This window comes from Peristeroidobacter soli (assembly GCF_004138485.1).
Taxonomy (GTDB): domain Bacteria; phylum Pseudomonadota; class Gammaproteobacteria; order Steroidobacterales; family Steroidobacteraceae; genus Steroidobacter; species Steroidobacter soli.
On record NZ_ML142848.1, the window covers coordinates 1,287,278 to 1,311,601 of the forward strand.

Genomic DNA, 24,324 nt, shown 5'->3' on the forward strand with positions numbered 1-24,324 from the left:
GCCATGGCGACGTAATCTACGTGCCGCACGCTGACGACAGCCCGTCAGCCATCGTCAGCTTCACGTCAGCGCCTGGCAGTCACAGTAGTGCCATGAAATCCAGACACTGGGTCACCCTCGCCTTGCTGCTCAGCGCCCTGCCGCTGGGGATGTCCACGGGGCTGGCCGACAAGAAGGACAACGAGCGCCAGATCGTGCGAGACGCCCTGCTGCGCGGCGAAGTGCTGCCACTGGTGAAAATCCTGGCCATCGCCAACCAGCAGGTGCCCGGCGACGTGATCAAGGTCGAGCTCGAGCAGGAAAAGATCGGACTGATCTATGAAATAAAAATACTCACTGGCACCGGCCGGGTCCGCGAAGTGAAAATAGACGCGCGCACCGGCAAGGTGATCAAGATCGAGGACGATTGATTGCGTGCCCTGGTGATCGAAGACGAGGCGGCGGTCGCTCAGGACGTAGCTCAGGCCCTGTCCGGCGCCGGCTTCGTCGTGGACATCGCCACTGAAGGCGAAGACGCCTGGTACAAAGGCAGCGTCGAAGACTACGACGTCGCGGTACTGGACCTCGGCCTGCCTCGCATCGACGGCCTGTCCGTGCTGAAACGCTGGCGTGGCGCGCAGCGCACCTTCCCCGTGCTGATTCTCTCCGCCCGCAACGACTGGACCGAAAAGGTCGCGGGCATCGAAGCCGGTGCCGACGATTATCTCGGCAAGCCCTTCGAAATGGGCGAGCTCATTGCACGCATTCGCGGCCTGGTCCGGCGCGCCGCGGGCCGCGCCTCCTCGACCATCGAAGTCGGCGAGCTCGTGCTCGACACGCATCGCATGTCGGCCACGTTCGCCGGCCGGCCGATCCGATTGTCACAATTGGAATTTCGGTTCCTCGACTATCTCGCTCACCAGAGCGGCCGCGCCGTCTCGGCCGGCGAGCTTGCGGAACATTTGTATGGTGCCGACGAGCCCGGCGATTCCAACGCCATCGAAGCTCTGGTCGTGCGGCTGCGGCGCAAGATCGGCCCGCAGGTGATCGAGACCCGGCGCGGCTTTGGCTATCTGCTCGCGGGTGACGGTGGGTGAAACCCCGATCCCTGCGCGTTCGGCTGCTGCTGAGCGCCGCGATCGCCATCTTCCTCGCACTGGCCGCCGCCTGGATGGCCATGACGGTGCTGTTCGAACGTCACATCGAACATCGCATCGAAGCCGATCTGATTCGCGACGGCTTGCAGCTGGCCGCGGCGCTGTCCGTCGGCGCGGACGGCACGCCGGCACTGGAGCATGAGCCTGGCGACTCCCGTTTCTTCGAGCCCGCGAGCGGCCTGTATTGGCAGGTCTCCACACTGCAGGGAGCATTGAACTCACGCTCGCTGTGGGATCAGCATCTGCCCGAGCCGAAGAATGCGACTTCGCTGCAATGGAAGAGCCGCACCGTCGAGGGGCCTTTCAATCAGCAGGTGCTGCTGGTCGAACGTTACATCCGCCCCGAACGCGCCGGCGCCGACGTGCTGGTCCAGCTCGCCCACGAGCAAAAGTCGCTGCACGAAGCGCGAGAAGAATTCGGCGAGGAGCTGGCGCTGTTCCTGGCGATTCTGTGGTTCATCTTGTCCGCGGCCGAGTGGGTGCAGGTCGAACTGGGATTGCGACCGCTGCGTCACGTGCGCAACGAGGTGGAAACATTGAAGCGCAACCCTCGCGAGCGCATGGCCGCGGCACACGTTGCAGAGATCGAGCCGCTGACGCTGGCAATCAATGAGCTTGCCGATGCCCGCGAGAAAGATCTGAGTCGCGCGCGTCGACGCGCCGCCGATCTCGCTCATGGATTGAAGACACCGCTGGCTGCGTTGTCGGCGCAGAGCCGCCGGGCTCGCGAGGCCGGCGCGACAGACGCCGCCGACGGATTGGATCACGCTATTGCCGCAGCCACGTCGGCCATCGAAGGTGAGCTTGCTCGCAGCCGAGCCGCCGCCATTCGTGCGGCTCCGAGCGGCGACACCACCATTGCGCTGCCATTGATCGAGTCGCTCGTCGGCGTCGTGGAGAAAACCGAGTTCGGTGCGCGGCTGGTGTTCGAAGTGAACATTCCCGAGGAGCTGCGCCTGCCGGTGGCCGGTGAAGATTTACTCGAGATCGCCGGCGCTCTGATCGAGAACGCCGCGCGCTATGCACGCCGACGCGTGCGTATTACGGGACAGGCGGTCGAAGGGGGCGTGTTGTTGGTCGAGGACGACGGCCCGGGCATCGAATCGGAAAAGGTCGCCGAAGCACTGATGCGCGGCGGACGACTCGACGAAGCCGGCCCGGGCCACGGCCTGGGCCTCGCCATCGCTCACGATCTCGTCGACGCCACGCGCGGCGCCATCACGCTGTTACGATCGGAACTCGGCGGACTCAAGGTCACTGTCGCCTGGCGAGCGCCAGAGCTCGTCACCCGCGGCCAAGAAAGCTGACGATCCAGCTGGCTATTCTCAGCGCGACGCGCTGAGGAAGTTACGAATCCATCCCGCCACGCGCCCGCCATCGTTCGGCTTCTGCAACGACGCCACCGCCGCGTCGGCGAAATCCTTCTGATAACGCGTGCCCCGACGCAGATCGATCAAGGCCGTGGCGTACTCCGGCGAGAACTCCGGATGGCCTTGAAATGAAATCGCACGACGCTCCGGATACTCGAGCACCGCGTACGGCGTGAACTCGCTGGCGGCGAGCACCTTCGCGTCCGGCGGCAGATCGATGATCTGATCCTGATGCGATACCGGAATGCTCAGCGTCAGCTCGGCATCCGAATTCATCCAGTCGGCGCGGCGTGTGATGTCATAACGGTGCAGCCCGGCGCCCCACCCTTTCGGCGACTTGGTCACATGCCCGCCGTAGGCTTCGGCCATGATCTGATGACCGAAACAGATGCCGACCACGGGCGCATGCCCGGAGGATTGCTGAATGAACTGTTTGAGCGGCTCGATCCAGGGCTCGCCGTCATACACACCGGCGGCGGAGCCGGTGATGAGATAGGCGTCGTGGCGCCCCACCTGCTCGGGCAGTTTCCCGCCGCGCACGTCGTAGTACGAGTAGTGATAGTCCGGCCCCAACATCTGCCGGAACATGTCGCCATACGAGCCAAAATGGTTCTTCAAATCGGCCGGCGGAGCGCCGGTCTCGAGAATGCCCAGGTCCATCGCGATCCCAAGAAAAGGACGATGGCCCATAGCTTAGCAAGCCGACAGCCCGCTGCGCCTAAGACATTCCCCGCGCTCACGGACAGCCCCATCCTTCACCGCCTTCGGCGGTGGGATGTATCGTTTTGGTTGCGGCGTGGAGCTGCACGCTGCGCCGCTGTGGCTTCGGTGCCAGCCATCGCGAGCGTGAGCCCGCCGGCGGCACCGAGAAATGTTCGGCGATCAAGATCGGATTGTGACTCTCGACTCATCGTTGGTTGTTCCTAGTACGACAGCGTCACTCGAATACCACCGTAGCGCCACCTTCGCCATGTCCGCGAACTCATGCACACCGGCGCTTTCCATTTGGCCTTCGGACACGACCGAGACAGCGAGCGGCACGTCCTGCACATTCTCGACGCGCTTCTGCGCCGTCACGGCCACCTCTTCGAGCTGGCGGCCGGACTCTTGATTGGTTTGAGCTTGAACCGGGACCACGACGAGGGCGCACGCAACCGCGCCCGCTCGCACAGCGAACTTATTCATCTTTTGTACCCCCTGGCTCGAACGACCTCATGTCGTCCTTTGGCGAGCCGGTCCTGCGCATCCATGCGCTCCCGGCATTCGGGCATCCTGCCCAGCACGGACCGTGGCAGTTGGCCTGACCAATTACAAATCTAAGGTAAGGCCGATACCCAGGACCGCCTCTAAACGAGCAACCCTTGGTACCGGCCATTCAGCGGAATTTGCCGAGCCGGCCGCTTGTGGCAATTGGTCAAGCCAGCAATAATCGACCCCTCCACGACTACCGGCCGACGCCTGACGAAAATGCCAGCAGACACTCAGCGACTGTACGAGCGCATCGCTCAGAAGCTGGCGGCCGGCATCGCGCGCGGCGAGTACAAAGTCGGCCAGCGCTTGCCTTCGGAGCGCGAGCTTGCGCAGTCCTTCTCGGTGTCGCGCCCGACCATTCGCGAAGCCATCATCGCGCTGGAACTGGATCGTCTGGTCGAGGTGCGCGTCGGCTCCGGCGTGTATGTCATGAATACCGAGCCGCCCGGGGGCAAAGCGGGCGCGACCGACATCGGCCCGTTCGAATTGCTCGAAGCGCGACGCTCCATCGAAGGCGAGGCTTGCGCGCTCGCCGCCACTCGCATCGACGATTCGCAGCTCGCCGAGCTGGCGACGCTGGTCAATGAAATGCGCACGGAAAACGAGCACGACGTGGTGCTCAGCGAAGACGCCGATCGGCGTTTTCATGAGCTGATCGCGGCCGCCACCCAGAACAGCGGCATGATCGCCGCGGTGAAAATGCTTTGGGATGCGCGCACCCGTTCACCGCAGAGTCGCTCGCTGAGCTCCAAGGTCCGCGCCACCGGCGTCAAGCCTCGCATCGACGAGCACACCGCCATCTTGAAAGCGCTCAAGCAACGCGATGCCGATGCGGCTCGCGAGGCCATGCGCGAGCATCTGTCGCGCGTCATCGACGCCCTGCTGAAAGCCACCGAGGTTCAGGAGCTGGAACGAGCCCGTCAGCAAATCGCCGAGCAGCGCAAGCGCTACGCCACGAAAAACTGAGGCGATCTTCTCATCGGTGAAAAAACCGTGAGCTGGCCGTGGGTTGGAGGATGCCGGCGTTGACATCGGGGATTGGTCAGGCCACAGTGGCATGACCAATATTCAACCCGACCCGCGACCCCGACCGCATGCACACCATCGTCGACGCCCGCGTCATCATTAGCTGCCCGGGCCGCAACTTCGTCACTCTCAAGATCACCACCAAGAGCGGTGTCCATGGCTTGGGCGACGCCACGCTCAATGGCCGCGAGCTCGCGGTCGCGAGCTATCTCACCGACCATGTGATTCCTTGCCTCATCGGCAAGGACGCGCGACAGATCGAAGACATCTGGCAATTCTTTTATCGAGGTGCCTATTGGCGCCGGGGGCCGGTCACGATGACCGCGATCGCCGCCGTCGACGTCGCGCTGTGGGACATCAAGGCCAAGAACGCGAACATGCCGCTCTACGATCTGCTCGGCGGCGCGAGTCGCACCGGCGTGATGGTCTACGGCCACGCCAACGGCAACGATCTCGACGAGACCATCGCGCAAGCGAAGAAGTACCAGGAGCTGGGCTACAAGGCGATCCGCTTGCAGAGCGGCGTGCCCGGCCTGGCGTCGACCTACGGCGTTTCCAAAGACAAGCTCTACTACGAACCGGCCGACGCCGCGAAGCCGACGGAAAACGTCTGGTCGACCAGCAAGTACCTGCCGACCGTGCCGAAATTGTTTGCTGCCGCCCGCGAGGCGCTCGGTTGGGACGTGCATCTGCTCCACGACGTGCATCACCGCCTGACACCGCTCGAAGCAGGCCGCCTCGGCAAGGATCTCGAACCGTTCCGTCCGTTCTGGCTCGAAGACGCCACGCCGGCGGAAAATCAGGCCGGCTTCCGCACGATCCGCCAGCACACGACGACGCCGCTCGCGGTCGGCGAAGTGTTCAATTCAGTGTGGGACGCGAAGCAATTGCTCGATGAGCAATTGATCGACTACATCCGCACGACCATCGTGCACGCCGGCGGCATCAGCCATGTCCGTCGCATCGCTCACCTCGCCGAGCTCAACAATGTGAGAACCGGGTTCCACGGCGCCACCGACCTGTCGCCGGTGTGCATGGGCGCGGCGCTGCATTTCGATCTGTGGGTGCCGAACTTCGGCATTCAGGAATACATGCGCCACACCGATGAGACCGATGCGGTGTTCCCGCACGCCTACACGTTCTCGAAAGGCGATCTGCATCCGGGTGAAGCGCCCGGACACGGCGTCGATATCGACGAGGCGCTGGCCGCGAAATATCCCTATCGCCCGGCGAGTCTGCCGGTCAACCGGCTCGAGGACGGCACGCTGTTCAATTGGTAACGGTGTCGGTCTCGGGCGTCGAGAGCGGCAGCGTGAAATGCACGGCCGTGCCTTTGCCCAGCTCGCTGTCGATCCAGATGCGCCCTTCGTGCGCTTCGACGATGCGCTTGGTGATATACAACCCGAGGCCGGTGCCATTGCGCCGGTTCTTGGCGCCCGAGAAATAGGCGTCGAACACCAGCGGCAGATCCTCGCTGGCAATGCCCGGCCCCGTATCGATCACCGACGCCTGCATCTCATCGCCGATGCGCTGCACGCTGACGCGAATCTGATCACCATGACGACAGAACTTGATCGCGTTCCCCAGCAGATTGGAGAACACCTGCAGGATGCGCTCGCGATCGCATAACACGACGGCGGCAAGCGCATCGCACTCGGCGACCAGCCGAATGCCTTTCTGCTGAGCCAACGGCTCGTGCACGGCGACGGCCTCATTCACCAGGTGCGCGGCAATCTCAGGGCGCAATTTCACCTCGATACGACCGGTACGGATGCTCGCCATGTCGAGCAAGTCCGCGATCACACGACTCATCAAATCGACGGTGCTCGACAGCCGGCCATGAATCGCCACTCGGGCATCGGCGCCGAGCTTCTCCGGCGGCTTGTTCAACATCTGCACGCCACTCTTGATCGCCTGCAGGAAGTTGCGAATGTCATGCGAGACCACCGCTAGCACGTCTTCGCGCGCCTGCACGGCGTCGCGTAGCAATCCCTCGCTCTCCTGCAACTGCTCGTATTGCTCAGCGAGCTTCTTGCGCTGCTGATCCAGACCGATGAAAGTATCGGTCTTGTGACGCAGGATGTTCGGATCGACCGGCTTGAACAGAAAGTCCACCGCGCCGGACTCATAGCCGCGAAACACTCGATTCGCTTCGCCCGTGCCCGCGGTCAGGAAAATGATCGGAATGTATTTGGAACGCTCGGTGCCGCGCATGTATTCGGCCAGCTCGAAGCCGTTCATCTCCGGCATCTGCACGTCGACGAACGCCAGCGCGAACTCATACTGCAGAATCAGCTCCAGCGCCTCGTTGCCCGAGCGGGCGGTGACGATATCGGCATCGTCCCGGCGCAGCAGCGCTTCCAGCGCGACCAGATTCTCCTCGATGTCGTCGACCACCAGGATGCGTGAACGCTCGGTCACGACGACCTCCGGCTCAACAGTTGTGTCAATCCAGAGGCTATCTCGTTGGGCGACCATACGTAGGTGGGCTCGAACAGGGCCAGCGCGGCCGCCGGCATGATGGCGACCTCGGCGGAAAGCGGCGATTGCACGATGGTCGTGCCACCCGCCGCGTGAATCTCATGTAATCCGGCGGCGCCGTCTTCGCTCGCGCCGCTCAGCAGAACGCCGACCAGCCCGGCGCGATACACGTCGCTCGCCGTCTCGAACAGCACGTCGATGGACGGCCGTGAGAAATGCACCGGCGGATCGACCGAAAGCGCAAAGCTGTCCCGTGACTCCATCAACAGGTGATAACTCGGGGGCGCGATGTAGATCGTGCCCCCGACAATCGGCTCTTTGTCTTCCACCTGCTTGACCGTCAACGACGTATCGGCACCCAGCAACTCGGCAAGACCGCTGGGATGCGGCGGCAGATGAATGACGATCACCACCGGGCAGGCCAGCGACTGCGGCAACTCACGCACTATCATGCGCAACACGTCGAGCGCGCCGGCCGAGCCACCGATGACGACCGCGGCGGCCATCAATCCACCCTCCGGTAGATCCTCTGCTCGCCGCTCAGTTCCTGGAATCGCTGCGCGTAAGCCGAAAATCGCACGGACTCCTTGGTGCCCAGACACAGAAAGCCGCGCCGGCACAGGGCGTCGTTGAACAGGCCCAGCGCCCGATCCTGCAAGGTCCGATCGAAATAGATCAGCACGTTCCGGCACGACACCAGCTGCACTTCGGAGAAAATGCTGTCGGTCGCGAGACTGTGATCAGCGAACGTGATGCGCTGCTTGAGCGTCGGCGACATCACCGCGCTGTCCTGAACCGCGTGATAGTGATCGGACAGCGAACCATGACCGCCCGCGCCGCGATGGTTCATCGTGAATTGCTTCATCCGGTCGAGCGCGTACACGCCCTTCTGCGCCTTGCGCAGGCTCTGATCGTTGATGTCGGTGGCGTAGATGCGTGAGCGCTCCAGCAGTCCTTCTTCGGCCAGCAGGATCGCGTACGAATACGCTTCCTCACCGGTACTGCAGCCGGCCACCCAGATCTTGAGCGACGGATAAGTGGCGAGCAGCGGAACTACCTGCTGCCGCACGGCCAGGAAGAACTCGGGGTCGCGAAACAAATCGCTGACCTGCACGGTGAGGTATTCGAGCAGGCGTGGAAATGCGCTCTCATCCTTCAGCAAACGATCCTGAAGCTGCCTCAGCGTGGCGCATTGAAAGTGCGTCAGCGCCTGCTGCAGCCGGCGCTTCAGCGAGGCGGTGGCATACTGGCGAAAGTCGTAATGATAGCGCCGGTAGATGATCTCCAGCAGCTGGCTGATCTCGGACTCTGAGATATCCAGCCTCAACGCGGCGCTCCTCGCCGCATCGGCATCCAGATACGCAGCAGCGACAACAGCTTTTCGATGTCGATGGGCTTGGTGATGTAATCGTTGGCGCCGGCCTGCAGACATTTCTGCCGGTCGTCCGGCATGGCCTTGGCCGTGAGCGCGATGATGGGCAGGTTGGCCCAACGACGTTCGGCACGAATCGCGCGCGTCGCCTCGAAGCCATCCATCTCGGGCATCATGATGTCCATCAACACCAGATCGATCTCGGCATTGCGCCCGAGCACTTCGAGCGCTTCGCGACCGTTGCGCGCGATCTCGATGATCGCACCGTGCGGCTCGAGCACTCGCGTGATCGCGAACACATTACGCACGTCGTCTTCGACCAACAGAATATGACGCTTCTCGAACACGGAGTCGCGGCTGCGCGCCACCCGCAACATGCGCTGCTGTTCCGCCGGCAACGACGCTTCCACCCGATGCAGGAACAGCGTCACTTCATCCAGCAATCGTTCCGGCGAACGCGTGCCTTTGATGATGATGGACTTGGAGTAGCGTCGCAGCTGCTGCTCTTCATCCGCGGACAGCGTGCGGCCGGTATAAACGATCACTGGCGGGAACGAATAGGCTTCGTCGGTCGCCATCTTCTCCAGCAGCTCGTAACCCGAGGCATCCGGCAGCGCCAGGTCGAGCACCATGCAGTCGAATGTCGACGAGCGCAGCTTCTCCAGCGCATCCGCCGCCGAAGCGACCGCCACGGTCTGCACCTGCTCGGAACGCAACAGATGTTCGATGCTGTCACGTTGCATGGCGTTGTCTTCGACGATCAGCACTGCGCGCGTGGCGTCGTTGGCTTTGCTCGCCAGCTTGGTGAGCGAGCCCAGCAGCTCCTCGCGCTCCACCGGCTTTCTCAGCACGTTGGCGGCACCCATTTCCAACGCGACGTGCGTGTAGTCGTGACCGGAGATGACCTGCACTGGAATGTGCCGCGTGGCCGGATCGTGCTTGAGCCGGTCGAGCACGGTCAGGCCCGTGTGATCCGGCAAGCGAATGTCGAGCACGATGGCGGTCGGCCGATGTTTGAGCGCCAGCTCGATGCCTTCATCCGCGGTGTGCGCGATCATGCATTCGAACTGCAGCCCGGAGGCGAGCGTGGCAATCGTATGCGCGAACGTCTCGTCGTCTTCGACGATGAGTAACAGGCGCGCGCCATTGGAGACGGTCGGCGCCGACTCATTAGTGCGCTCCACGAGCCGGCTTTCGCGAGTCCGCACTGGCACGCTGGCCGGCGGTGGCCGCGGAGTATCGAGATCCGCCTTCCCTTCCTGCGCCGGCATGGTTCGCGGCAACACCAGAGTGAACGCGCTGCCCACGCCCAACTCACTGTGCAATTCGATATGACCGCCGAGCATCGCCGCCAGCTCGCGCGAGATCGACAAGCCCAACCCGGTTCCACCGAAGCGTCGATTGGTCGTGCCGTCGGCCTGACGGAACGGTTCGAAAATGATTTCCTGCTTGTCCGGCGGGATGCCGATGCCGGTGTCTTCGACCGTGAATGCGATATCGCCCGTGCCGGCCCGCGTGAAGATCTTCAGGCTGACCTTGCCCTGCATGGTGAACTTCAACGCATTCGACAGCAGATTGCGCAGGACCTGGCGCAGCCGCTGCGAGTCGGTCTCCAGCTCGGCCGGCGCATCGTTGGCGAGCGTCAGCTCCAGCTCCACCCGCTTCTGACCCGCCATGGGACGAAACATCTGCCCCATGTTGTCGACCAGCGCCTGCAAGCCGACGCGCTCGCGCTTCAGATCGATCTGGCGCGCTTCGATCTTGGACAGATCCAGGATGTCGTTGATCAGCTCGAGCAGGTCGTTGCCGGCCGAATAGATGTTGCGCGCGAACTTCACCTGCTCCTCGGTGAGGTTGCCCGACGTATTGTCCGCCAGCAGCTTCGCCAGAATCAGCGAGCTGTTGAGCGGCGTGCGCAGCTCGTGCGACATGTTGGCGAGGAATTCGGACTTGAACTGATTGGAGCGCTCCAGCTCCGCCGCCTTGCCCAGCAGCTCGCGACGCGCGGCGTCCAGATCGTCGTTCTGATGCGCCAGCATCTGCATGTGTTCTTCGAGCTGAACGTTGCTCTGTTCCAACTCGGCCTGCTGGTCTTCCAGGCGGGCCTGGCTGTCGCGGAGCATGTTGCCTTGCTGTTCGAGCTCTTCGTTGCTGACGCGCAGCTCTTCCTGCTGAGTCTGCAATTCCTCCGCCTGCTGCTGGGTGGCACGCAGCAGCTCTTCGCGCTCGTTGCGCAGCCGGGCCGTGCGAATCGCAATACCCATCGACTCGCCCAACAGCTCCAGCAATTCCAGGTCGGCGCGACCGATGGCTTCGAGGAAGCCCAGCTCCAACGCACCGACAGCGACACCGTCGGCGATCACGGGACTGACGACCAGCGTCTTCGGCCGGATCGTGCCGAGCGCCCCGCTGATCTCCAGCTCACCGGCAGGCACGTCCTTCAAATGAATGGCCTTGCGCCCCTTGAGCACCTGACCGATCAAGCCCTCGTTCGCCACAATGCTGACGCGGGCGGGATGCGCAGCCGGTATGGCGTAGCCACCGATCAGCACCGCGCCGGTCGCGTCCTGGCGTGCATACAAAGCGCCGACACTGGCACCCAGGTACTCGCTGACGAACGCGGTGATGCGCTCGCCCACATCGGTCAGCGTCAGCTCGCCGAGCATGCGCTGTGAAAGCGTCGACTCCGCGTTCCGCATCCACTCGTCTTTACGTAACGACTGACGCGTGACGATCTGCATGCGCGTCTGAATCGCGAACGCCCAGATCACGACGGTCGCGAACGAGCGGTTCAGCTGGGCCACCCATTCCGTCCCGCCGGTCGGCGAATAAATGTAGTCGACCACGATCAGCACGGTCGACAGCGCCGCCACCAGCAGCGGCGCGCCCGGCCGGGTCAGGAAGATGCAGGCGCCGAGCGGGATGAGATAGAACAGCCACGTGGCTATGCCGATCCGGGTCTGCAGGTCCACCGCAAAGATGGCGAGCATGCTCGCGGCGATGAACACGTACCAACCGTCGTGCGTCTCTTTCTCGAAACGTTTACGCATTTTTTCGCTGGATTTCGTCGGGCCTGTCGCGGCGTCAGGAGCCTGGCCGCGACTTAGTATTTGGCATCTCGCCGAACGAGCGAAACCGTGGAAAAGTTCCCGAGGGCCGGCGCCTTTTTTACGGCCCGGGCTGCAGCCTCTTATAGAAAATGTGAGTGGCGCAGAACGCGCCGTCGGGCATGAGCGCGTAATCGGGAATCGTGCCGCTGTATTGCCAGCCCTGTCGTCGATACAGACGTTCGGCATCGTCGCTCGCCGTATCGAGCACGAGCACGGTCTTGCCCGCAGCCAATGCGCCCTGCTCGGCGGCCGTCAGCAAGGCCGCCCCAACACCGAGCTTGCGCGCCTTCCGATGCACCAACATCTTCGACACGTCACCCCGATGCGGCTGATTTTCCGGCAGGTCGAGCACCACCTGAACCGTGCCGACGATGGCACCTGAACCGTCCTCGGCGGCGTAAATGAGCCGCTCGCCCCGAGCCGCGCTTTCTGCTGCTTTCGCCCAGAAGGCGCGCGCCTTCTCGACCGTCATGGGCCACATGAAGCTCACCGACGCGCCGCCCTCGACGCAATCGATCAGCACGTCGCTCAAGGCTCGAATTTCCCGTTCGCCAATGACTTGCAGGCGACGGATCTGAATGCCATCCGGCACGGAGCTTCCTTTGCAGGCCTGGCCTGCGAGTGCGGAAAAGATATACAGGCGCGGATAGGTGTTCAATGGCTGGCACAGTCGGCGGGCAATGGTGATACTGTATATATCCACAGACTTTCCGTATCCCCATGTCGACCGCGCCGTCCATTGCGAACACAGCCTCCGCGAGCATGTCGGTCGCCGTGCGAGTGTTGTGCCAGTTCACCGCCAAGCGCGGCGATCTGGATTTGCGCTTCACTCCCGCGCCGAGCGCTCGCGAAGGCGTCGCGGGCCACATCATGGTCGCCTCTCGCCGCAGCAGTCGCGACTATCAAGCGGAGATGCCGCTTGAAGGCATCCACGACGGTCTGCATGTGCGCGGCCGCGCCGATGGCTACGACAGCAAGACGCGGCGTCTCGACGAATGCAAAACCTATCGCGGCGATCTCGCCCGCATGCCCGACAACCACCGCGCGTTGCATTGGGCGCAAGCAAAGATGTATGGAGCGATGCTGTGTCGAAAGCAGCAGTTGCGCGAGCTGCGCGTCGCGCTGGTGTATTTCGATGTGGACACCGAGGACGAGACGGTGGTGGCGGAAGATTTCCGCGCCGATGAGCTGGAAGCATTCTTCGAGGAACACTGCGCCAGTTACGGCGTGTGGGCCCGTTCGGAGCTGGCGCATCGTCAGGCTCGCGATCGAGCGCTGCTCGCACTGAGCTTTCCGTACGATTTCTATCCAACGCAACGTCAGCTCGCCGAGACGGTTTATCGTGCCGCTGCGATGAACGAGCATCTGCTCGCCCAAGCCCCGACGGGCGTGGGCAAGACGATGGGCACACTGTTTCCCATGCTCAAAGCTATCGGCGCACGGAAGATCGACCGGATCTTTTATCTCACGGCCAAGACCACTGGCCGTCAGCTCGCGCTCGACGCCTTGCAGGCGCTGGCACCCCCCGATCTGAAGCTCCGCGTTCTGGAGATCACGGCGCGCGAAAAGGTTTGCAGATATCCGGACTCCGCGTGTCACGGCGATTCCTGCCCGCTCGCCAAGAAATTCTACGACCGCTTGCCCGCCGCGCGGACCACGGCGCTGCAGCTGGGCACGATGACCCAAAAGGTCATTGGCAGTGTCGCGATCGAGCACGGCGTGTGTCCTTATTTCCTTTCTCAGGAACTGGCGCGCTGGAGCGATGTGATCATCGGCGACTACAACTATTACTTCGATCAAAGCGCGTTCTTGTATGGGCTCGCCCAGGAACAGGGCTGGCGCGTCGGCGTGCTGGTGGATGAAGCGCACAACTTGATCGAGCGGGCGCGGCGCATGTATTCGGCGTCCATCGATGCCGAGACTCTGCAGCGGGCGAAGAAAGAGGCGCCGACATCGCTGGTTCGCGCGATCGGACGACTCGGCACGGAATTCCATCGCATCGCCAATGCGCAACAGACGCCGTATCAGGTTTATGAGAATCCGCCGAAATCGTTCCTGAAGGCGCTGGACACCTACCTCAGCCAGCAAAGCGCACTGGCCGATCAAGCGGCGCTGTTCCCGGAACACGTGCAGAAGCTGTTCTTCGATGCTCTGGGGTTTTATGGACTCGCGGAGGAGTTCGCCGAGCATTCGCTGTTCGACATCACTCATCCCGAGCATGCGACGTTCACCCTCCGGAACATCGTACCCGGGCCGTTTCTGAAACTTCGTTTCGCGAACACGAGCTGCGTGGTGCTGTTCTCCGCCACGCTGACGCCGCGCCAGTTTTATCTGGACTTGCTGGGCCTGCCGGACACGACCCGCTGGCTGGACGTGGAGTCGCCGTTCACGCCGGATCAGCTCGACGTGCAACTGGTGCCGCACATTTCTACCCGTTATCAGCATCGCAGCGATTCGATCGCGCCCATGGTCGAGCTCATCGTCCGGCAGTTCGAGCGCAGGCCGGGCAACTATCTGGTGTTCGCCAGCAGCTTCGATTACCTGGCGCGGATCGCGGAAGAACTGGATCGGGTCGCTCCGCATATTCCCAATCGGCTGCAATCCCGCAACATGTCGGAGGCCGAGCGCAAACAATTCCTCGACGGCTTCGCTCCCGAGGGCCGCAGTCTCGCACTCGCTGTTTTGGGCGGCGCGTTCGGCGAAGGCATCGATCTGCCGGGCGAGCGCATGATCGGCGCGTTCATCGCCACTCTCGGCCTGCCGCAGCTCAACGAAGTGAGCGAACAGATGCGCCAGCGCCTGGATGAGTTGTTCGATGCCGGCTATGCGTACACGTATTTATATCCAGGCCTGCAGAAAGTGATTCAAGCCGCGGGACGCGTGATCCGGACCCGGCATGATCGCGGGGTCGTGTACTTGATCGATGACCGGTTCGGACAGCGCGAGGTCAGGAAGCTGTTGCCGAAGTGGTGGCGGTTGCAGAAATTGCCGGCTCCCGGCCGGAAAGCGACAAGTTCTGACCGGACGAGTTAATCTAGGCGCATGACGACTGCGCCCAGCACCTTCGCTATCCGGCGTCCCGCGGGCGGGCTGGCGCGCCATGTCAGTCAGTACTGGCTCAGTCTCAACAATACGTCGAGCGTGTACGCGGCCTTGCCGGACGGATGTGTGGATCTGGTGCTCGAAGTCACATCGAGCGGCTATCGCTCGTGGATCTATGGCAGCACGACCCGACCCACCGCGATTCCTTGCAAGGCTGGCACTCATTACCTGGGCATTCGATTTCGTCCCGGGCAGAGTCGTCACTTCATTAACGCCGCCGCGCATGAGATCACGGACGGTCGTGAAGACTTGCGAACACTGATGCGGTTTCCGGCGGCGCGCGTTGCTGCTCACATTGCGAGCGAGGCATTGTTCGATGAGCTCGATGCGATCTTGATCGCCGCGCTGAGCCGCACGCCGCCGGTCGAGAGTTACATCGATGGCATCGTTCAGCACGTCGACGCTCACCGCGGTGTCGCGAGAGTCGATGATATCGCTGTTCGCTTCGGCAAGAGCCGGAGGCAGATGGAGCGCGTGTTTCTGCAGACCGTCGGCGTGCCGCTGAAATTCTTTTGCATGATCTCGCGGCTCAAGCACGCCGCCGATTTGATCGTCCACCCGGCATCGCGCTCTTTGACGACGGTCGCTCACGACGCCGGTTATTCCGATCAAGCCCACATGACCCGCGACTTCACCCGCCTCGCCGGTGTCTCTCCCGGCCAGCTGCGGGTCGATGACGCATTTTTTCAATACCACTCGCCCCGCTGAGCGCATGCTCGCGTTTTCTCCCCGCGAGGTCCCGTCATGCACCTGGAATCCGCCTATCCGGTCATCGTCACCGATGCCATCGGCGCCTGCCGCGACTTCTATGTGCGGCACTTCGGATTCGACGTGGTGTTCGAATCGTCGTGGTTCATCTATCTGGCGTCGAAAGCCAATCCCGTGCTGGCCATCGCCTTCATGTCACCCGACCATCCCTCCTCGCCTCCCGGGCCCGAGCGGTTCAACGGCCAAGGCATGTTCTTCACCTTGCAGGTCGGCGACGCCGCTGCTGAATTTCACAAGCTGCGAACGTCGGGCGCACGCATTTCATATGAATTGCGCGACGAGCCTTGGGGGCAGCGCCGGTTCGGGATGGTCGATCCGTCCGGCACCTGGGTCGATGTGGTCCAGCAGATCGAGCCTGTGGCCGGGTTCTGGGATCCTTATATGAAATAGACGCCGCCGATTGAAATGTGATTGTCCACACACTGAAGGAGTCGCCGCGCGGTCATAATCCCGACAATTCAGGACGAATCGTCAACGGATCAACCATGTTCAAGACCGGCGCTCTGGTTGTCGGCATGCTCGCCGCGGTTACCTGCCAGGCTCACGACGGCACAGTCAACGCCGAAGAGCTGGAGCTCATTCGCAAGGCCAAAGTGATCGTCATCGTCCCGCAGGACAAGGTCCTGGCGGGCTTCACCGAGTCGCGCGCCGGCAAGGACTATGGCCTGATCGGCTTTGCCATCGACGTATTCCAGACCAAGGGAATGCTCGACAAGATGCATGAGGCGCTGAAGCCGGTTCAACAGGCGAGCAGCGACCTGGATTTCCGCCGCGATTTTCTCGCTCAATTGAAGGGCCTGGGAATCTTCGATTCGAGCCGCATCGAAGTCATCTCGAAAGCCCCCGAAAGCAAGTCGCAACGGCTGAAACTCACCGAGGCCGGCGGCGAGCCCGTGGTGCTGATCGACGCCGAATATCAATTCGCTCAGGACACCTACCGGACGCTCATAGTGGAGCTCACGATGACGTTGTGGGCGGACGGCAAGAAGAAGCCGCTGCACACCAACGGCATCAGCCACATCTCTGTGCCCGTGAATCTTTCGCAGGCCTGGGATATCGGCCCGATATCGATGCCGCTTTGGGCCCGAGACGGCGCACGCCGCTATCGAGCGGCTTATGCGGAAGGCATTGCTGGATCGATCGACCTGCTCGGCAAACTGATGGGGACGACGCTTCCACCCCGGGGATCGCCCACGGAGACCCGCATCAACTATTGCGATCTCACGCTCAAGAACGTACAGCGCGGCTTTGTGATCGAGGAGGCGGACGAGCGGGTCGTGCTGTTCGACGATGTGGGCATGACGATGCGATCCCTGCCCGTCGTTCCGACTTTCGCCAAGCGGCAGGCGGATATGAGACCCGTGAAGGATTCCGCCGCACGCGTGTACTTCTACCGGCCGGCGGATTCGGGCGTTTACTTCATCGAGCCGAGCGTCTACGCAAGCGGCTCGAAACTGGGCGAGCTCCCCGTGGCCACTTACGCGTCCATCGATGTCCCTCCCGGCAACTACTCTTTCCGCGTGAAATACGACGGCGATGCCCCGAGCGCAGGCATCGCCCGCAGTCAGATGGACCAGATCGCCCCGGTGACACTCGATGTGCAGGCCGGCAATGAATACTTCATCCAGTTCGAAACCTACAAAGGCATCCGGACCAAGAACGACGTGCTGAAGAGCATGGACCCGGCGGCTGCGCGCGAGGACCTGCAGGCGTTGTTGCCAGTGTGGTGGACGCTTTAGAGCGACTGACTACCGGCACGCTCGGTATGGACCGCTGACTCCGCGTCGCATTCGCCCGGCCATATACGTTACGGCAGGAGTAACTGCCGAAGTGCTCCAGCGTCGCGACCTTCTGCCCGAAGTGCGCCTGCGCGGCGGGTTCCAGAACATGCCGCTCCCATAACGCCAATGAGACCGCCGCCCGGCAGCTCAATGAGAACGGCTTGCCGACCCGGCTCGCTGTTCTCTAGCAAAATCAGTGGGCGCATGGATCGAGAACCCGTGCCCCGCTACAAAGGTTTCATGCGCGGCGCCGCTCGTGGATGCTGATCAGGTTGTTCCCGGCGTCGGCCGATCGCCTCGCAACGCCGCGGCTGCAGGCGTTAACGGGAGATTCGACGGCAACATGCGAAGTACGGCGCGAGCGACGCCACGATCCCTGATCATGACGTGCAGCTGTTCGCCGCGGCCGGCGAAAGTCACCTGCGTGCCGTGGAACAGCGATTTGTAAGCTTCGACTCGTTTGAAGTCGGCAAAGCTCCGCTCGTTCGGTTTGAAAACCTTGAATCGAAGTCCGCTATGGGTCAACCACAGCTTGGGGGAGATGCCGTTAGTCGTATGCCCCCACAGACGGCGATGTATTAGCTGGGACACCGGCACAATCATAGCGCCATCGCTTTCGCGCTCCAGCACCACACCATTCGGCACGTCACCCCAGTCGGGCACGCGACGCCGGTGCCAGCGCACGATCACTACAAATAACGCAACGATGAAGAGCGGCCAGATCTGGGCGATGACGGAACCTGTCACTGCGTCGCACCTGTTCAGTTGGACGCCGCTTCGCGAGCTTGCGTTACGAGACCGGTGATGGCGTCGAGAACGAGCTGCGGCTCATCGAGCTGAATATTGTGGCCCGCCTTGCTGGCGATGATGTGCCTGCCGTCCGTAGAGACAGCAACGAGCTCTCGTTGTAACTGCTGATGCACCGATCCGATGGCGATCTGCCACTCGCGCGGCAATGGATTTTTGTCGCTCGGCGCCTGGGGCGCCGCCGTGAGGACGATGAGCGGAAGGCTGCCGACGCTCATATGATCCCGGAATTGTTCGCCATTCTTCGCGAAATCGAACCATTCGCCGCCCATCGCTGTTCTGCCAGGCCCCTCGCGAAACCCGCGCATCAGCTCCGACTCATCCGCTCGCCGCTCGGGTAGCGCTGCATTCATGCGCGGCAGTTGCTGGGGATGCGAGGAGTCGATCAATACGAGTCCCACAACTTCATCGCGATAACGATTCGCGAATGCCAGAGCGTTCATTCCGCCGAGCGACTGACCGGCCAGCACATAAGGAGGAGCAACTTTCTCGACGGAGAGCAGCGCATGAAGCTCAGTCGCCACATCGAAACTCGTTCGCGCACGCTCCGCCTTGCTGCTGTGGCCGAGTCCGACGCGGTCGTAAACACAAATGCGCGTCAGTGACGCAATCTTCGGCGCGAGGGCGGCCCAGCCGACCGGCTGCTTCCAGGAAAAGACGGCTTCGACGGAGATCCCACCGCCCTGTTCAATGATCACAGTCGGGCGGCCCACGCCTTGACAGTAGTAACGAATCCTCAGGCCTTCGACTTGCGCATCCCGGAAGCCAACGGTCGCGGCGGGCGCCGGATCTGCTGGCGTTGCCAGTGGTACGACGAGCAAAGACAGGGCTGCGATCAACCGGCTCATGTTGGCTCCATTGTCAGGCGCAGACACTTTACTCATTTGCCGCACGCTCCGCCGCTGCCAAAAGAACCGGAGAGCAGCGACGGGCGGCGCGCATCGGCCTAAACCGCCGCGATCTCCTTGACGAAATCAGCATACGTCCGCAAAGGACGTCCCAGAATCGCCTGCACTCGATCCACCGCGTCCGCCGCACCGAGCATGCCGAACTTCTGGATGCCTGCCATCATCAGGCGCATGTCATAGGCCATCCAGGCAGGAGCGAACGCAGCCATCTGCGCTTCGAACGCGGCCACGTCGTCTCCGGCGTAAGTCACATTGCGCCCCAGAGCTGAACTCCAGATCTTCGCCGCTGACTCACCCGTGAGCGGCTCCGGACCGACCACATCCAACATCGTTCGCGGCAGCGGAGCGGGAGCGCGGTCGCGACGGAGCAGTTCTGCTACCGCGATGTCGGCGATGTCTCGCGTATCGACCATCGACACGCCAGCCGAGCCGATCGGCATCGGGTACACGCCGTACCCCTGAATAGCCTGATGAACGCTATGTTCGTTCTGCATGAAGTAGGCAGGACGCAGCACGGTCGCCGGCATGTCGAAACTTTCGATCATGCGCTCGACCGTATGTTTGCTGGTGAAGTGCGGCACATTTGTGTACTGGTCCGCATGGATGACCGAGAGATAGACGACGCGCTCGATGCCCGCGTCGCGAGCCAGGTTCAATGCGATGAGCGCCTGAGTCACTTCGTCGGGCGTCACTGCATTCAAAAGAAACAGCGTTCGTACCGACGACAGCGCGGCGCGCATCGAAGTCACGTCCGTCAGGTCGCCGACAACTTCAGTGACACCAGCCGGGAATGTCAGCTTGTCTGGCTGGCGAACCAGCGCTTTGACGTCCGCACCGGCGGCGGCGAGGCGTTGAACGACGAGAGAACCGACGGTGCCGGTCGCACCGGTAACGAGAATGCTCATGGGAGTCTCCGGGGAAGAAGGGGTTGCCACGGCGATCAAGATAGGCCGTTGCTTTGGTAATACGAAGACGCGAAAATGAAGACAGACCGTTTCAATAATGGAACAGCATGGATCTGAACGCTCTGGCCGATTTCGCGCTGGTCGCATCGAATGGCGGGCTGGGAAAGGCGAGTCGCGCGAGCGGCCGTTCGAAGGCGACCTTGTCCCGGCGCATCGCGGACCTGGAACAGCAGCTCGGCGTGCGGCTCATCGAGCGAAGCGCGCGCGGACTGAAGCTCACCGAAGCGGGACAGTCGCTGATGGCGCGAACCGAAGGACCGATGCTTGAAGTGGCCGAGGCCATGACGGCAACCCGCGAGGGACAGTCGGCGCCTCGCGGACGTTTGCGGGTGGCTTCCCCGATGTTGTTTTCTCAGCTGGCGATGGGCCGCATCAGCGCCGAGTTCTGCACGGCCTATCCAGAGGTCACCTGCGAAGTCGTGGCGGAAGACCGCTTGGTGGATCTCGTCGAGGAACAGTTCGACGTCACCATTCGCATCAACCCACGCCCGGACGGCAACCTGGTCGGCCGCTGCTTCGCCAAGGATCGGCTGGTCGTGGTGGCCGCGCCTGCCGTGACGCGGCCGAGACCCGGCGCGATCAGGCAAGTCCCTGGCATCGTGTTTTCAAATTTTCAACCGACGACCTGGACCCTCGACGGTGGCCGTTTGATCCTGGATCCTCTCCCCAAGCTCAGACTGTCCTCGTTCCTGATGATTCGCGACGCCGCGGTCGCCGGCGCGGGCGCCGCTCTCCTTCCGCAGTCCATCGCATGGAGTCAACTGGCTCGCGGAGAACTGGTTCAGTGGGGAGTGATTTCAGGCGTAGAGATCGAGCTCTGGGTGTTACATACGTCGCGGCGCCTTCCCGCCCCGAAGGTTCGTGCGTTCGTCGACTTCATGTGCGACCAATATCCGGACGTGTCTCTGGTGCTGAAAGGATAGACGTCGCTCAAGTATTCAAACCGCCCGACGTTGATATCCTGCGGTTCGCCGTAGCGTTACGCCGAGCTCGAGGGCGTGGCCCGGTTCGCGATGCGATGCTGGGACGATCGCACACTACAGAAGAAACAAAAGAGTTCGGTTCCATGACAGCCGCTGTCAGCGACCGAACGCTACCATTGCCGGCATGCAAACCATCTACTACGCCGCCGCCACCCTCGACGGCTTCATCGCCACCGAGGACGACTCGTTGGAATGGCTGTTCTGCCTGGGGACTTTGAACGACTCCAGCTATCCCGAGTTCATTGCAGGCGTGGGCGCGTTGGCGATGGGATCGGCGACGTACGAGTGGATGCTCGGGAACGCAGACAAAGTCGCGGCGGAAACAGGTTCCGCATGGCCCTACAGTCAGCCCGCATGGATATTCTCCACTCGCAAGCTGCCCGCGATAGCGGGAGCTGACATCCGCGTCGTCAGCGGAGATGTTCGAAACGTACATGCGGAGATGAGAGCGGCTGCCGGCACCAAGAACCTCTGGATCGTCGGCGGCGGCGATCTCGCCGGCCAGTTCCACGATTGCGGTCTGCTCGATCGACTCATCATTCAAATTGGATCGTGCACGCTAGGCACGGGAAAACCGCTGTTGCCGCGCAGGCTGCTCGGCCCGGCACTGCGCCTGGAGTCTGTTCGTCAGATGGGCTCGGGCATGGCCGAATTGCGTTACGAAGTACGGAAGCCGTGAGGCTGGCTCAGATCAGCGCGCGGATGATGCGTCCGAGTTCGGCGACGGCGTCCTCGACCTGGGGGGTCCAGGGATGGCCGTAGTTCAGGCGCAGACAATTGCGGAACTGCCGGCGCGCTGAAAACATCGGGCCCGGTGCAATGCTGATGTGGGCGTCGATGGCGCGGCGATGGACTTCGAGTGCGTCCACTTGTTCCGGCAATTCGATCCACAGGAAGTAGCCCCCCTCCGGCGTTGCGACTCGAAAGCCCGAGGGGAAATGTTGCTTGAGAGACGCCAGCGCCGCGCCCTGCTGTGAGCGCAACGCCTGGCGCAATTTCTCCAGGTGGCGGTCGTACCCTTCATTGCGAAGCATCTGCGCGATGCCGTTCTGAATGGGCACGCTCGTGGCGAGTGAAGTCGTCACCTTGCGGCGTTGGACCGCCGGCGCGAATCGTCCCGCCGCCGTCCAGCCCAATCGATAGCCGGGCGCGAGACACTTGGAGAACGAGCCGCAGTTGAGCACCAGCCCTTTGCGATCGAACGCCTTCGCCGGCTTGGGTCGCTGCTCGTCGAAATGCAGCTCGGCGTAAACATCATCTTCGATCAACGGGATCTCGTGCTCGGCGAGCAGGTGCACGAGGTCGCGCTTCTTTTCTTCCGGCAGCGAGGCGCCGAGTGGATTCTGGAACGTCGTCATGAACCAGCACGCACGTACATTGTGCTTGGTGATGGCCTGCTCCAACGCACCGAGATCGATGCCCTCGCGCGGATGTGTCGGAATCTCCACCGCTCGCAAGCCCCACGTTTCAATGGCCTGCAGGCAAGCGTAGAACGCAGGCGCTTCAATCGCGACCGTATCGCCGGGACGTGTGACGGTTTGCAAACACAACGTCAGCGCTTCGAGCGCGCCCGAGGTGACGACGATCTCATCCGCCGGCACCCGCGAACCAAACTGCAAATAGCGACGCGCAATCTGACGCCTCAATTCCGGGCTGCCGGGCGGCAGACTCTCAACAGTGCTCCACGGATCCATGTTCCTGGCGCTGCTACCCAGGTGTCGTGCGAGCTTCGCCCAAGGAAACAGCGTCGGACTGGGGAAAGCCGAGCCCAGCGGCACCACATCGCGATCACGCGATGCTTCGAGAATGTTGAAGACGAGATCGCTGACATCGACCTGCGTCGTGCGTGACGACGGCCGCGAGGCGCGCGGCTCGCTCGGTGCCTGTTGCCAACGATTGCTGACGTAGTAGCCCGAGCGGTGACGGCTTTCGACCAGACCGTTTGCTTCGAGTACGTCGTAGGCGCGCATCGCCGTGGCAGGACTCACTCCTCGCTCACGGCACAGCTCGCGCACCGATGGAATCCGCTCGCCCGCTTGCAGCGTGCCTTGCTGGATGAGCGATGTGAGATCGGCGGCCAGCTCCTGATACAGCTTCATGCGCCTGTTGTCAGTTGGGTTCCAGCGCCCCCATGTACCAGCCAATCATGAGGAAGGCAAACAACGCGACCGACAACGCCACGCGCACCGTCAGCGCCTTCACCATGGCTTTGGAATCGGTGGGACCGGACACCATGCTGAACATGGCGTGGCCCAGACTGATGACGATACCGATGATGGTGAGGATGATGAGTTCTTTCATGACTGCTCCGATGCATTCGCCTTGGCTGCAACACGCCGCGCTTCTTCGGCGGCCTCGCGACGGATCGTGTAGACCAGCGAGCTGAAGGCGACCGCGATCAATCCCATCAGCGCCACCATCAGGATCACCAGGCCACCGGCCTGCCGGTACGCCTCGTAAATCGCGCCTGCCACGCCGATGGGCGTCGTCACCAGCAGCAGAGGTTTGGCAATCCGCATCGCTTGTCTCCTTAGGTCGGAGGCCATGGTAGGGCTCATCTGTGCTGCATAACAGATGCAGATCGGCTCAAAAAAAGTGACACAGCAGGCACTGAAATCCCTACGGAACCGACCCCGACGCGGCCCGTTACTCCTGCATCGATCCATGGAGAAACTCCAATGCGCCCATTAACTTACGTTGTAGCGATTGCAGCCCTCGCAGGCTGGGCGAGTGTCTGTGCTCAAAGTACCGGCGGCCCGGGCGGCGCCCAGAACACGGCAAATCCGAATGCGACGCCTGGGGCGCAAGCGCCGGTGAATCAGCCTCAGACTTCCACGCCGCCATCGACGCCGACACCGGCGACCCGCAGTGTGCCTACACCCTCGTCGCAGTCTACCCAGCAGCCTGCGCAGACGACGCCGACGCAACCCACTCAGCCAAACGCAGCTCAGCAGACCCAGCCTGCGCAGCCGAGCTCGACGACTCAGCAGACGATGCCGGCTCAGCGCAATTCGACGCCCCAGCAGACCGTGCTCCCGCCCAACTCACAGAACACGACTCGGAACAATCCCACGACCAATAACTCGGTGAACAATCAGCAGCGCGTGCCGCCAGCTTCGCGCGGCGTGGGTACGACGGCCAATCGACCGGACTGTTCCAGGCTGCGGGGACTCGAGAAATCAGAGTGCGAGCGACGCGACACATCGCGTGACGATCTGCCGGCAGGCGTAACTACGACGCAGCCTGAGAAACCGCAGCAGTAAC

General features: G+C 62.5%; 25 protein-coding genes and 1 pseudogene. 12 read left to right on the plus strand and 14 right to left on the minus strand.

Going from position 1 to position 24,324, the window contains the following annotated elements; translation table 11 throughout:
* Positions 1-92: 92 nt before the first annotated feature.
* The 3 genes from EKO19_RS05350 to EKO19_RS05360 are packed head-to-tail and all read left to right on the plus strand — an operon-like array spanning position 93 to position 2,443.
* Entirely contained in the window at positions 93-410 is a 318-nt protein-coding gene (locus tag EKO19_RS05350) for a PepSY domain-containing protein (RefSeq protein ID WP_217705126.1), read from the plus strand.
* On the plus strand, positions 411-1,076 hold the full coding sequence (locus tag EKO19_RS05355; protein ID WP_129775337.1) for a response regulator transcription factor: 666 nt from the start codon (positions 411-413) through the stop codon (positions 1,074-1,076).
* Entirely contained in the window at positions 1,073-2,443 is a 1,371-nt protein-coding gene (locus EKO19_RS05360) for a sensor histidine kinase (RefSeq protein WP_217705127.1), read from the plus strand. Before EKO19_RS05355 ends, EKO19_RS05360 begins: the two co-directional genes overlap by 4 nt.
* A gap of 18 nt (positions 2,444-2,461) precedes the next feature.
* Here EKO19_RS05360 and EKO19_RS05365 read toward each other — a convergent pair whose 3' ends face one another.
* Complete coding sequence (locus tag EKO19_RS05365; RefSeq protein ID WP_129776003.1) at positions 2,462-3,166, minus strand: glutamine amidotransferase-related protein; 705 nt, start codon at positions 3,164-3,166, stop codon at positions 2,462-2,464.
* Positions 3,167-3,388: 222 nt separating this feature from the next.
* The gene (locus tag EKO19_RS05370) at positions 3,389-3,691 is read right to left on the minus strand and encodes a hypothetical protein (protein WP_129775338.1); all 303 of its coding nucleotides are present in this window, start codon (positions 3,689-3,691) and stop codon (positions 3,389-3,391) included.
* A gap of 282 nt (positions 3,692-3,973) precedes the next feature.
* Here EKO19_RS05370 and EKO19_RS05375 point away from each other — a divergent pair, with 282 nt between their 5' ends.
* Together EKO19_RS05375 and manD are read left to right on the plus strand one after the other, a co-directional pair.
* The gene (locus EKO19_RS05375; RefSeq protein WP_129775339.1) at positions 3,974-4,723 is read left to right on the plus strand and encodes a FadR/GntR family transcriptional regulator; all 750 of its coding nucleotides are present in this window, start codon (positions 3,974-3,976) and stop codon (positions 4,721-4,723) included.
* Between the two features lie 128 nt (positions 4,724-4,851).
* Positions 4,852-6,063: a D-mannonate dehydratase ManD gene (manD, locus tag EKO19_RS05380; RefSeq protein WP_129775340.1), complete on the plus strand. Its 1,212-nt coding sequence runs from the start codon at positions 4,852-4,854 to the stop codon at positions 6,061-6,063.
* Here manD and EKO19_RS05385 read toward each other — a convergent pair.
* The 5 genes from EKO19_RS05385 to EKO19_RS05405 all read right to left on the minus strand — a co-directional run bounded on the left by EKO19_RS05385 (position 6,053) and on the right by EKO19_RS05405 (position 12,338).
* Positions 6,053-7,204 (minus strand): hybrid sensor histidine kinase/response regulator, encoded by a 1,152-nt coding sequence (locus EKO19_RS05385; protein ID WP_175596960.1) that lies wholly within the window; start codon positions 7,202-7,204, stop codon positions 6,053-6,055. The two genes, manD and EKO19_RS05385, sit on opposite strands and share 11 nt — an antisense overlap.
* Positions 7,201-7,770 carry a chemotaxis protein CheB gene (locus EKO19_RS05390; protein ID WP_129775342.1) on the minus strand — a complete coding sequence of 190 codons (570 nt, stop codon included), beginning with the start codon at positions 7,768-7,770 and terminating at the stop codon, positions 7,201-7,203. The genes EKO19_RS05385 and EKO19_RS05390 overlap by 4 nt, the downstream gene beginning before the upstream one ends.
* Complete coding sequence (locus EKO19_RS05395; protein WP_246038831.1) at positions 7,770-8,591, minus strand: CheR family methyltransferase; 822 nt, start codon at positions 8,589-8,591, stop codon at positions 7,770-7,772. The genes EKO19_RS05390 and EKO19_RS05395 overlap by 1 nt, the downstream gene beginning before the upstream one ends.
* Positions 8,588-11,686, minus strand: a complete 3,099-nt coding sequence (locus EKO19_RS05400; RefSeq protein WP_129775344.1) for a response regulator — start codon at positions 11,684-11,686, stop codon at positions 8,588-8,590. The genes EKO19_RS05395 and EKO19_RS05400 overlap by 4 nt, the downstream gene beginning before the upstream one ends.
* A gap of 118 nt (positions 11,687-11,804) precedes the next feature.
* Positions 11,805-12,338 carry a GNAT family N-acetyltransferase gene (locus EKO19_RS05405; RefSeq protein ID WP_407676639.1) on the minus strand — a complete coding sequence of 178 codons (534 nt, stop codon included), beginning with the start codon at positions 12,336-12,338 and terminating at the stop codon, positions 11,805-11,807.
* Positions 12,339-12,466: 128 nt separating this feature from the next.
* Here EKO19_RS05405 and EKO19_RS05410 point away from each other — a divergent pair, with 128 nt between their 5' ends.
* The 4 genes from EKO19_RS05410 (at position 12,467) to EKO19_RS05425 (ending at position 17,355) form a co-directional block, all read left to right on the plus strand.
* The gene (locus tag EKO19_RS05410) at positions 12,467-14,779 is read left to right on the plus strand and encodes an ATP-dependent DNA helicase (RefSeq protein ID WP_175596961.1); all 2,313 of its coding nucleotides are present in this window, start codon (positions 12,467-12,469) and stop codon (positions 14,777-14,779) included.
* 9 nt (positions 14,780-14,788) lie between these two features.
* A complete protein-coding gene (locus EKO19_RS05415; RefSeq protein ID WP_129775345.1) occupies positions 14,789-15,556 on the plus strand; it encodes a helix-turn-helix domain-containing protein in 768 nt (255 codons plus the stop codon).
* A 36-nt stretch (positions 15,557-15,592) separates the two neighbouring features.
* Positions 15,593-16,006 (plus strand): VOC family protein, encoded by a 414-nt coding sequence (locus EKO19_RS05420; RefSeq protein ID WP_129775346.1) that lies wholly within the window; start codon positions 15,593-15,595, stop codon positions 16,004-16,006.
* A 95-nt stretch (positions 16,007-16,101) separates the two neighbouring features.
* A complete protein-coding gene (locus tag EKO19_RS05425; protein ID WP_129775347.1) occupies positions 16,102-17,355 on the plus strand; it encodes a DUF2846 domain-containing protein in 1,254 nt (417 codons plus the stop codon).
* Here EKO19_RS05425 and EKO19_RS39755 read toward each other — a convergent pair.
* From EKO19_RS39755 to EKO19_RS05445, 4 genes and pseudogenes are all read right to left on the minus strand, one after another.
* Positions 17,237-17,554: pseudogene (locus EKO19_RS39755) on the minus strand (extensin family protein); the annotation flags it as partial. The gene EKO19_RS05425 and the pseudogene EKO19_RS39755 sit on opposite strands and share 119 nt — an antisense overlap.
* 110 nt (positions 17,555-17,664) lie before the next feature.
* Positions 17,665-18,144, minus strand: coding sequence for a hypothetical protein (locus tag EKO19_RS05435; RefSeq protein ID WP_129775349.1), 480 nt, complete (start codon positions 18,142-18,144; stop codon positions 17,665-17,667).
* A gap of 14 nt (positions 18,145-18,158) precedes the next feature.
* Entirely contained in the window at positions 18,159-19,052 is an 894-nt protein-coding gene (locus EKO19_RS05440) for an alpha/beta fold hydrolase (protein WP_157995124.1), read from the minus strand.
* Positions 19,053-19,150: 98 nt separating this feature from the next.
* On the minus strand, positions 19,151-20,017 hold the full coding sequence (locus EKO19_RS05445) for an NmrA family NAD(P)-binding protein (protein WP_129775351.1): 867 nt from the start codon (positions 20,015-20,017) through the stop codon (positions 19,151-19,153).
* A 107-nt stretch (positions 20,018-20,124) separates the two neighbouring features.
* Between EKO19_RS05445 and EKO19_RS05450 the strand changes: the two genes are divergently transcribed.
* Together EKO19_RS05450 and EKO19_RS05455 are read left to right on the plus strand one after the other, a co-directional pair.
* Entirely contained in the window at positions 20,125-21,000 is an 876-nt protein-coding gene (locus EKO19_RS05450; protein WP_129775352.1) for a LysR family transcriptional regulator, read from the plus strand.
* Between the two features lie 184 nt (positions 21,001-21,184).
* Positions 21,185-21,739: a dihydrofolate reductase family protein gene (locus tag EKO19_RS05455; RefSeq protein WP_129775353.1), complete on the plus strand. Its 555-nt coding sequence runs from the start codon at positions 21,185-21,187 to the stop codon at positions 21,737-21,739.
* Between the two features lie 7 nt (positions 21,740-21,746).
* Here EKO19_RS05455 and EKO19_RS05460 read toward each other — a convergent pair whose 3' ends face one another.
* Genes EKO19_RS05460 through EKO19_RS05470 form a run of 3 tightly spaced genes read right to left on the minus strand, consistent with a single transcriptional unit; the run spans position 21,747 to position 23,579 of the window.
* A complete protein-coding gene (locus tag EKO19_RS05460) occupies positions 21,747-23,159 on the minus strand; it encodes an aminotransferase-like domain-containing protein (protein ID WP_129775354.1) in 1,413 nt (470 codons plus the stop codon).
* A gap of 10 nt (positions 23,160-23,169) precedes the next feature.
* A complete protein-coding gene (locus tag EKO19_RS05465) occupies positions 23,170-23,361 on the minus strand; it encodes a twin transmembrane helix small protein (protein ID WP_129775355.1) in 192 nt (63 codons plus the stop codon).
* Positions 23,358-23,579: a hypothetical protein gene (locus EKO19_RS05470; protein WP_129775356.1), complete on the minus strand. Its 222-nt coding sequence runs from the start codon at positions 23,577-23,579 to the stop codon at positions 23,358-23,360. Before EKO19_RS05470 ends, EKO19_RS05465 begins: the two co-directional genes overlap by 4 nt.
* Positions 23,580-23,738: 159 nt before the next feature.
* Between EKO19_RS05470 and EKO19_RS05475 the strand changes: the two genes are divergently transcribed.
* Positions 23,739-24,323: a hypothetical protein gene (locus tag EKO19_RS05475; protein ID WP_129775357.1), complete on the plus strand. Its 585-nt coding sequence runs from the start codon at positions 23,739-23,741 to the stop codon at positions 24,321-24,323.
* Position 24,324 lies beyond the last annotated feature (1 nt).

Excerpts from the sequence above, each read along its gene's own strand:
- EKO19_RS05465 (WP_129775355.1), bottom strand. The coding sequence starts at position 23,361 with ATGAAAGAACTCATCATCCTCACCATCATCGGTATCGTCATCAGTCTG.
- EKO19_RS05410 (WP_175596961.1), top strand. The coding sequence starts at position 12,467 with ATGTCGACCGCGCCGTCCATTGCGAACACAGCCTCCGCGAGCATGTCG.
- EKO19_RS05445 (WP_129775351.1), bottom strand. The coding sequence starts at position 20,017 with ATGAGCATTCTCGTTACCGGTGCGACCGGCACCGTCGGTTCTCTCGTC.
- EKO19_RS05400 (WP_129775344.1), bottom strand. The coding sequence starts at position 11,686 with ATGCGTAAACGTTTCGAGAAAGAGACGCACGACGGTTGGTACGTGTTC.
- EKO19_RS05420 (WP_129775346.1), top strand. The coding sequence starts at position 15,593 with ATGCACCTGGAATCCGCCTATCCGGTCATCGTCACCGATGCCATCGGC.
- EKO19_RS05440 (WP_157995124.1), bottom strand. The coding sequence starts at position 19,052 with ATGAGCCGGTTGATCGCAGCCCTGTCTTTGCTCGTCGTACCACTGGCA.
- manD (WP_129775340.1), top strand. The coding sequence starts at position 4,852 with ATGCACACCATCGTCGACGCCCGCGTCATCATTAGCTGCCCGGGCCGC.
- EKO19_RS05470 (WP_129775356.1), bottom strand. The coding sequence starts at position 23,579 with ATGCGGATTGCCAAACCTCTGCTGCTGGTGACGACGCCCATCGGCGTG.
- EKO19_RS05455 (WP_129775353.1), top strand. The coding sequence starts at position 21,185 with ATGCAAACCATCTACTACGCCGCCGCCACCCTCGACGGCTTCATCGCC.
- EKO19_RS05370 (WP_129775338.1), bottom strand. The coding sequence starts at position 3,691 with ATGAATAAGTTCGCTGTGCGAGCGGGCGCGGTTGCGTGCGCCCTCGTC.
- EKO19_RS05350 (WP_217705126.1), top strand. The coding sequence starts at position 93 with ATGAAATCCAGACACTGGGTCACCCTCGCCTTGCTGCTCAGCGCCCTG.
- EKO19_RS05390 (WP_129775342.1), bottom strand. The coding sequence starts at position 7,770 with ATGGCCGCCGCGGTCGTCATCGGTGGCTCGGCCGGCGCGCTCGACGTG.
- EKO19_RS05425 (WP_129775347.1), top strand. The coding sequence starts at position 16,102 with ATGTTCAAGACCGGCGCTCTGGTTGTCGGCATGCTCGCCGCGGTTACC.
- EKO19_RS05450 (WP_129775352.1), top strand. The coding sequence starts at position 20,125 with ATGGATCTGAACGCTCTGGCCGATTTCGCGCTGGTCGCATCGAATGGC.
- EKO19_RS05460 (WP_129775354.1), bottom strand. The coding sequence starts at position 23,159 with ATGAAGCTGTATCAGGAGCTGGCCGCCGATCTCACATCGCTCATCCAG.
- EKO19_RS05415 (WP_129775345.1), top strand. The coding sequence starts at position 14,789 with ATGACGACTGCGCCCAGCACCTTCGCTATCCGGCGTCCCGCGGGCGGG.
- EKO19_RS05365 (WP_129776003.1), bottom strand. The coding sequence starts at position 3,166 with ATGGACCTGGGCATTCTCGAGACCGGCGCTCCGCCGGCCGATTTGAAG.
- EKO19_RS05475 (WP_129775357.1), top strand. The coding sequence starts at position 23,739 with ATGCGCCCATTAACTTACGTTGTAGCGATTGCAGCCCTCGCAGGCTGG.
- EKO19_RS05375 (WP_129775339.1), top strand. The coding sequence starts at position 3,974 with ATGCCAGCAGACACTCAGCGACTGTACGAGCGCATCGCTCAGAAGCTG.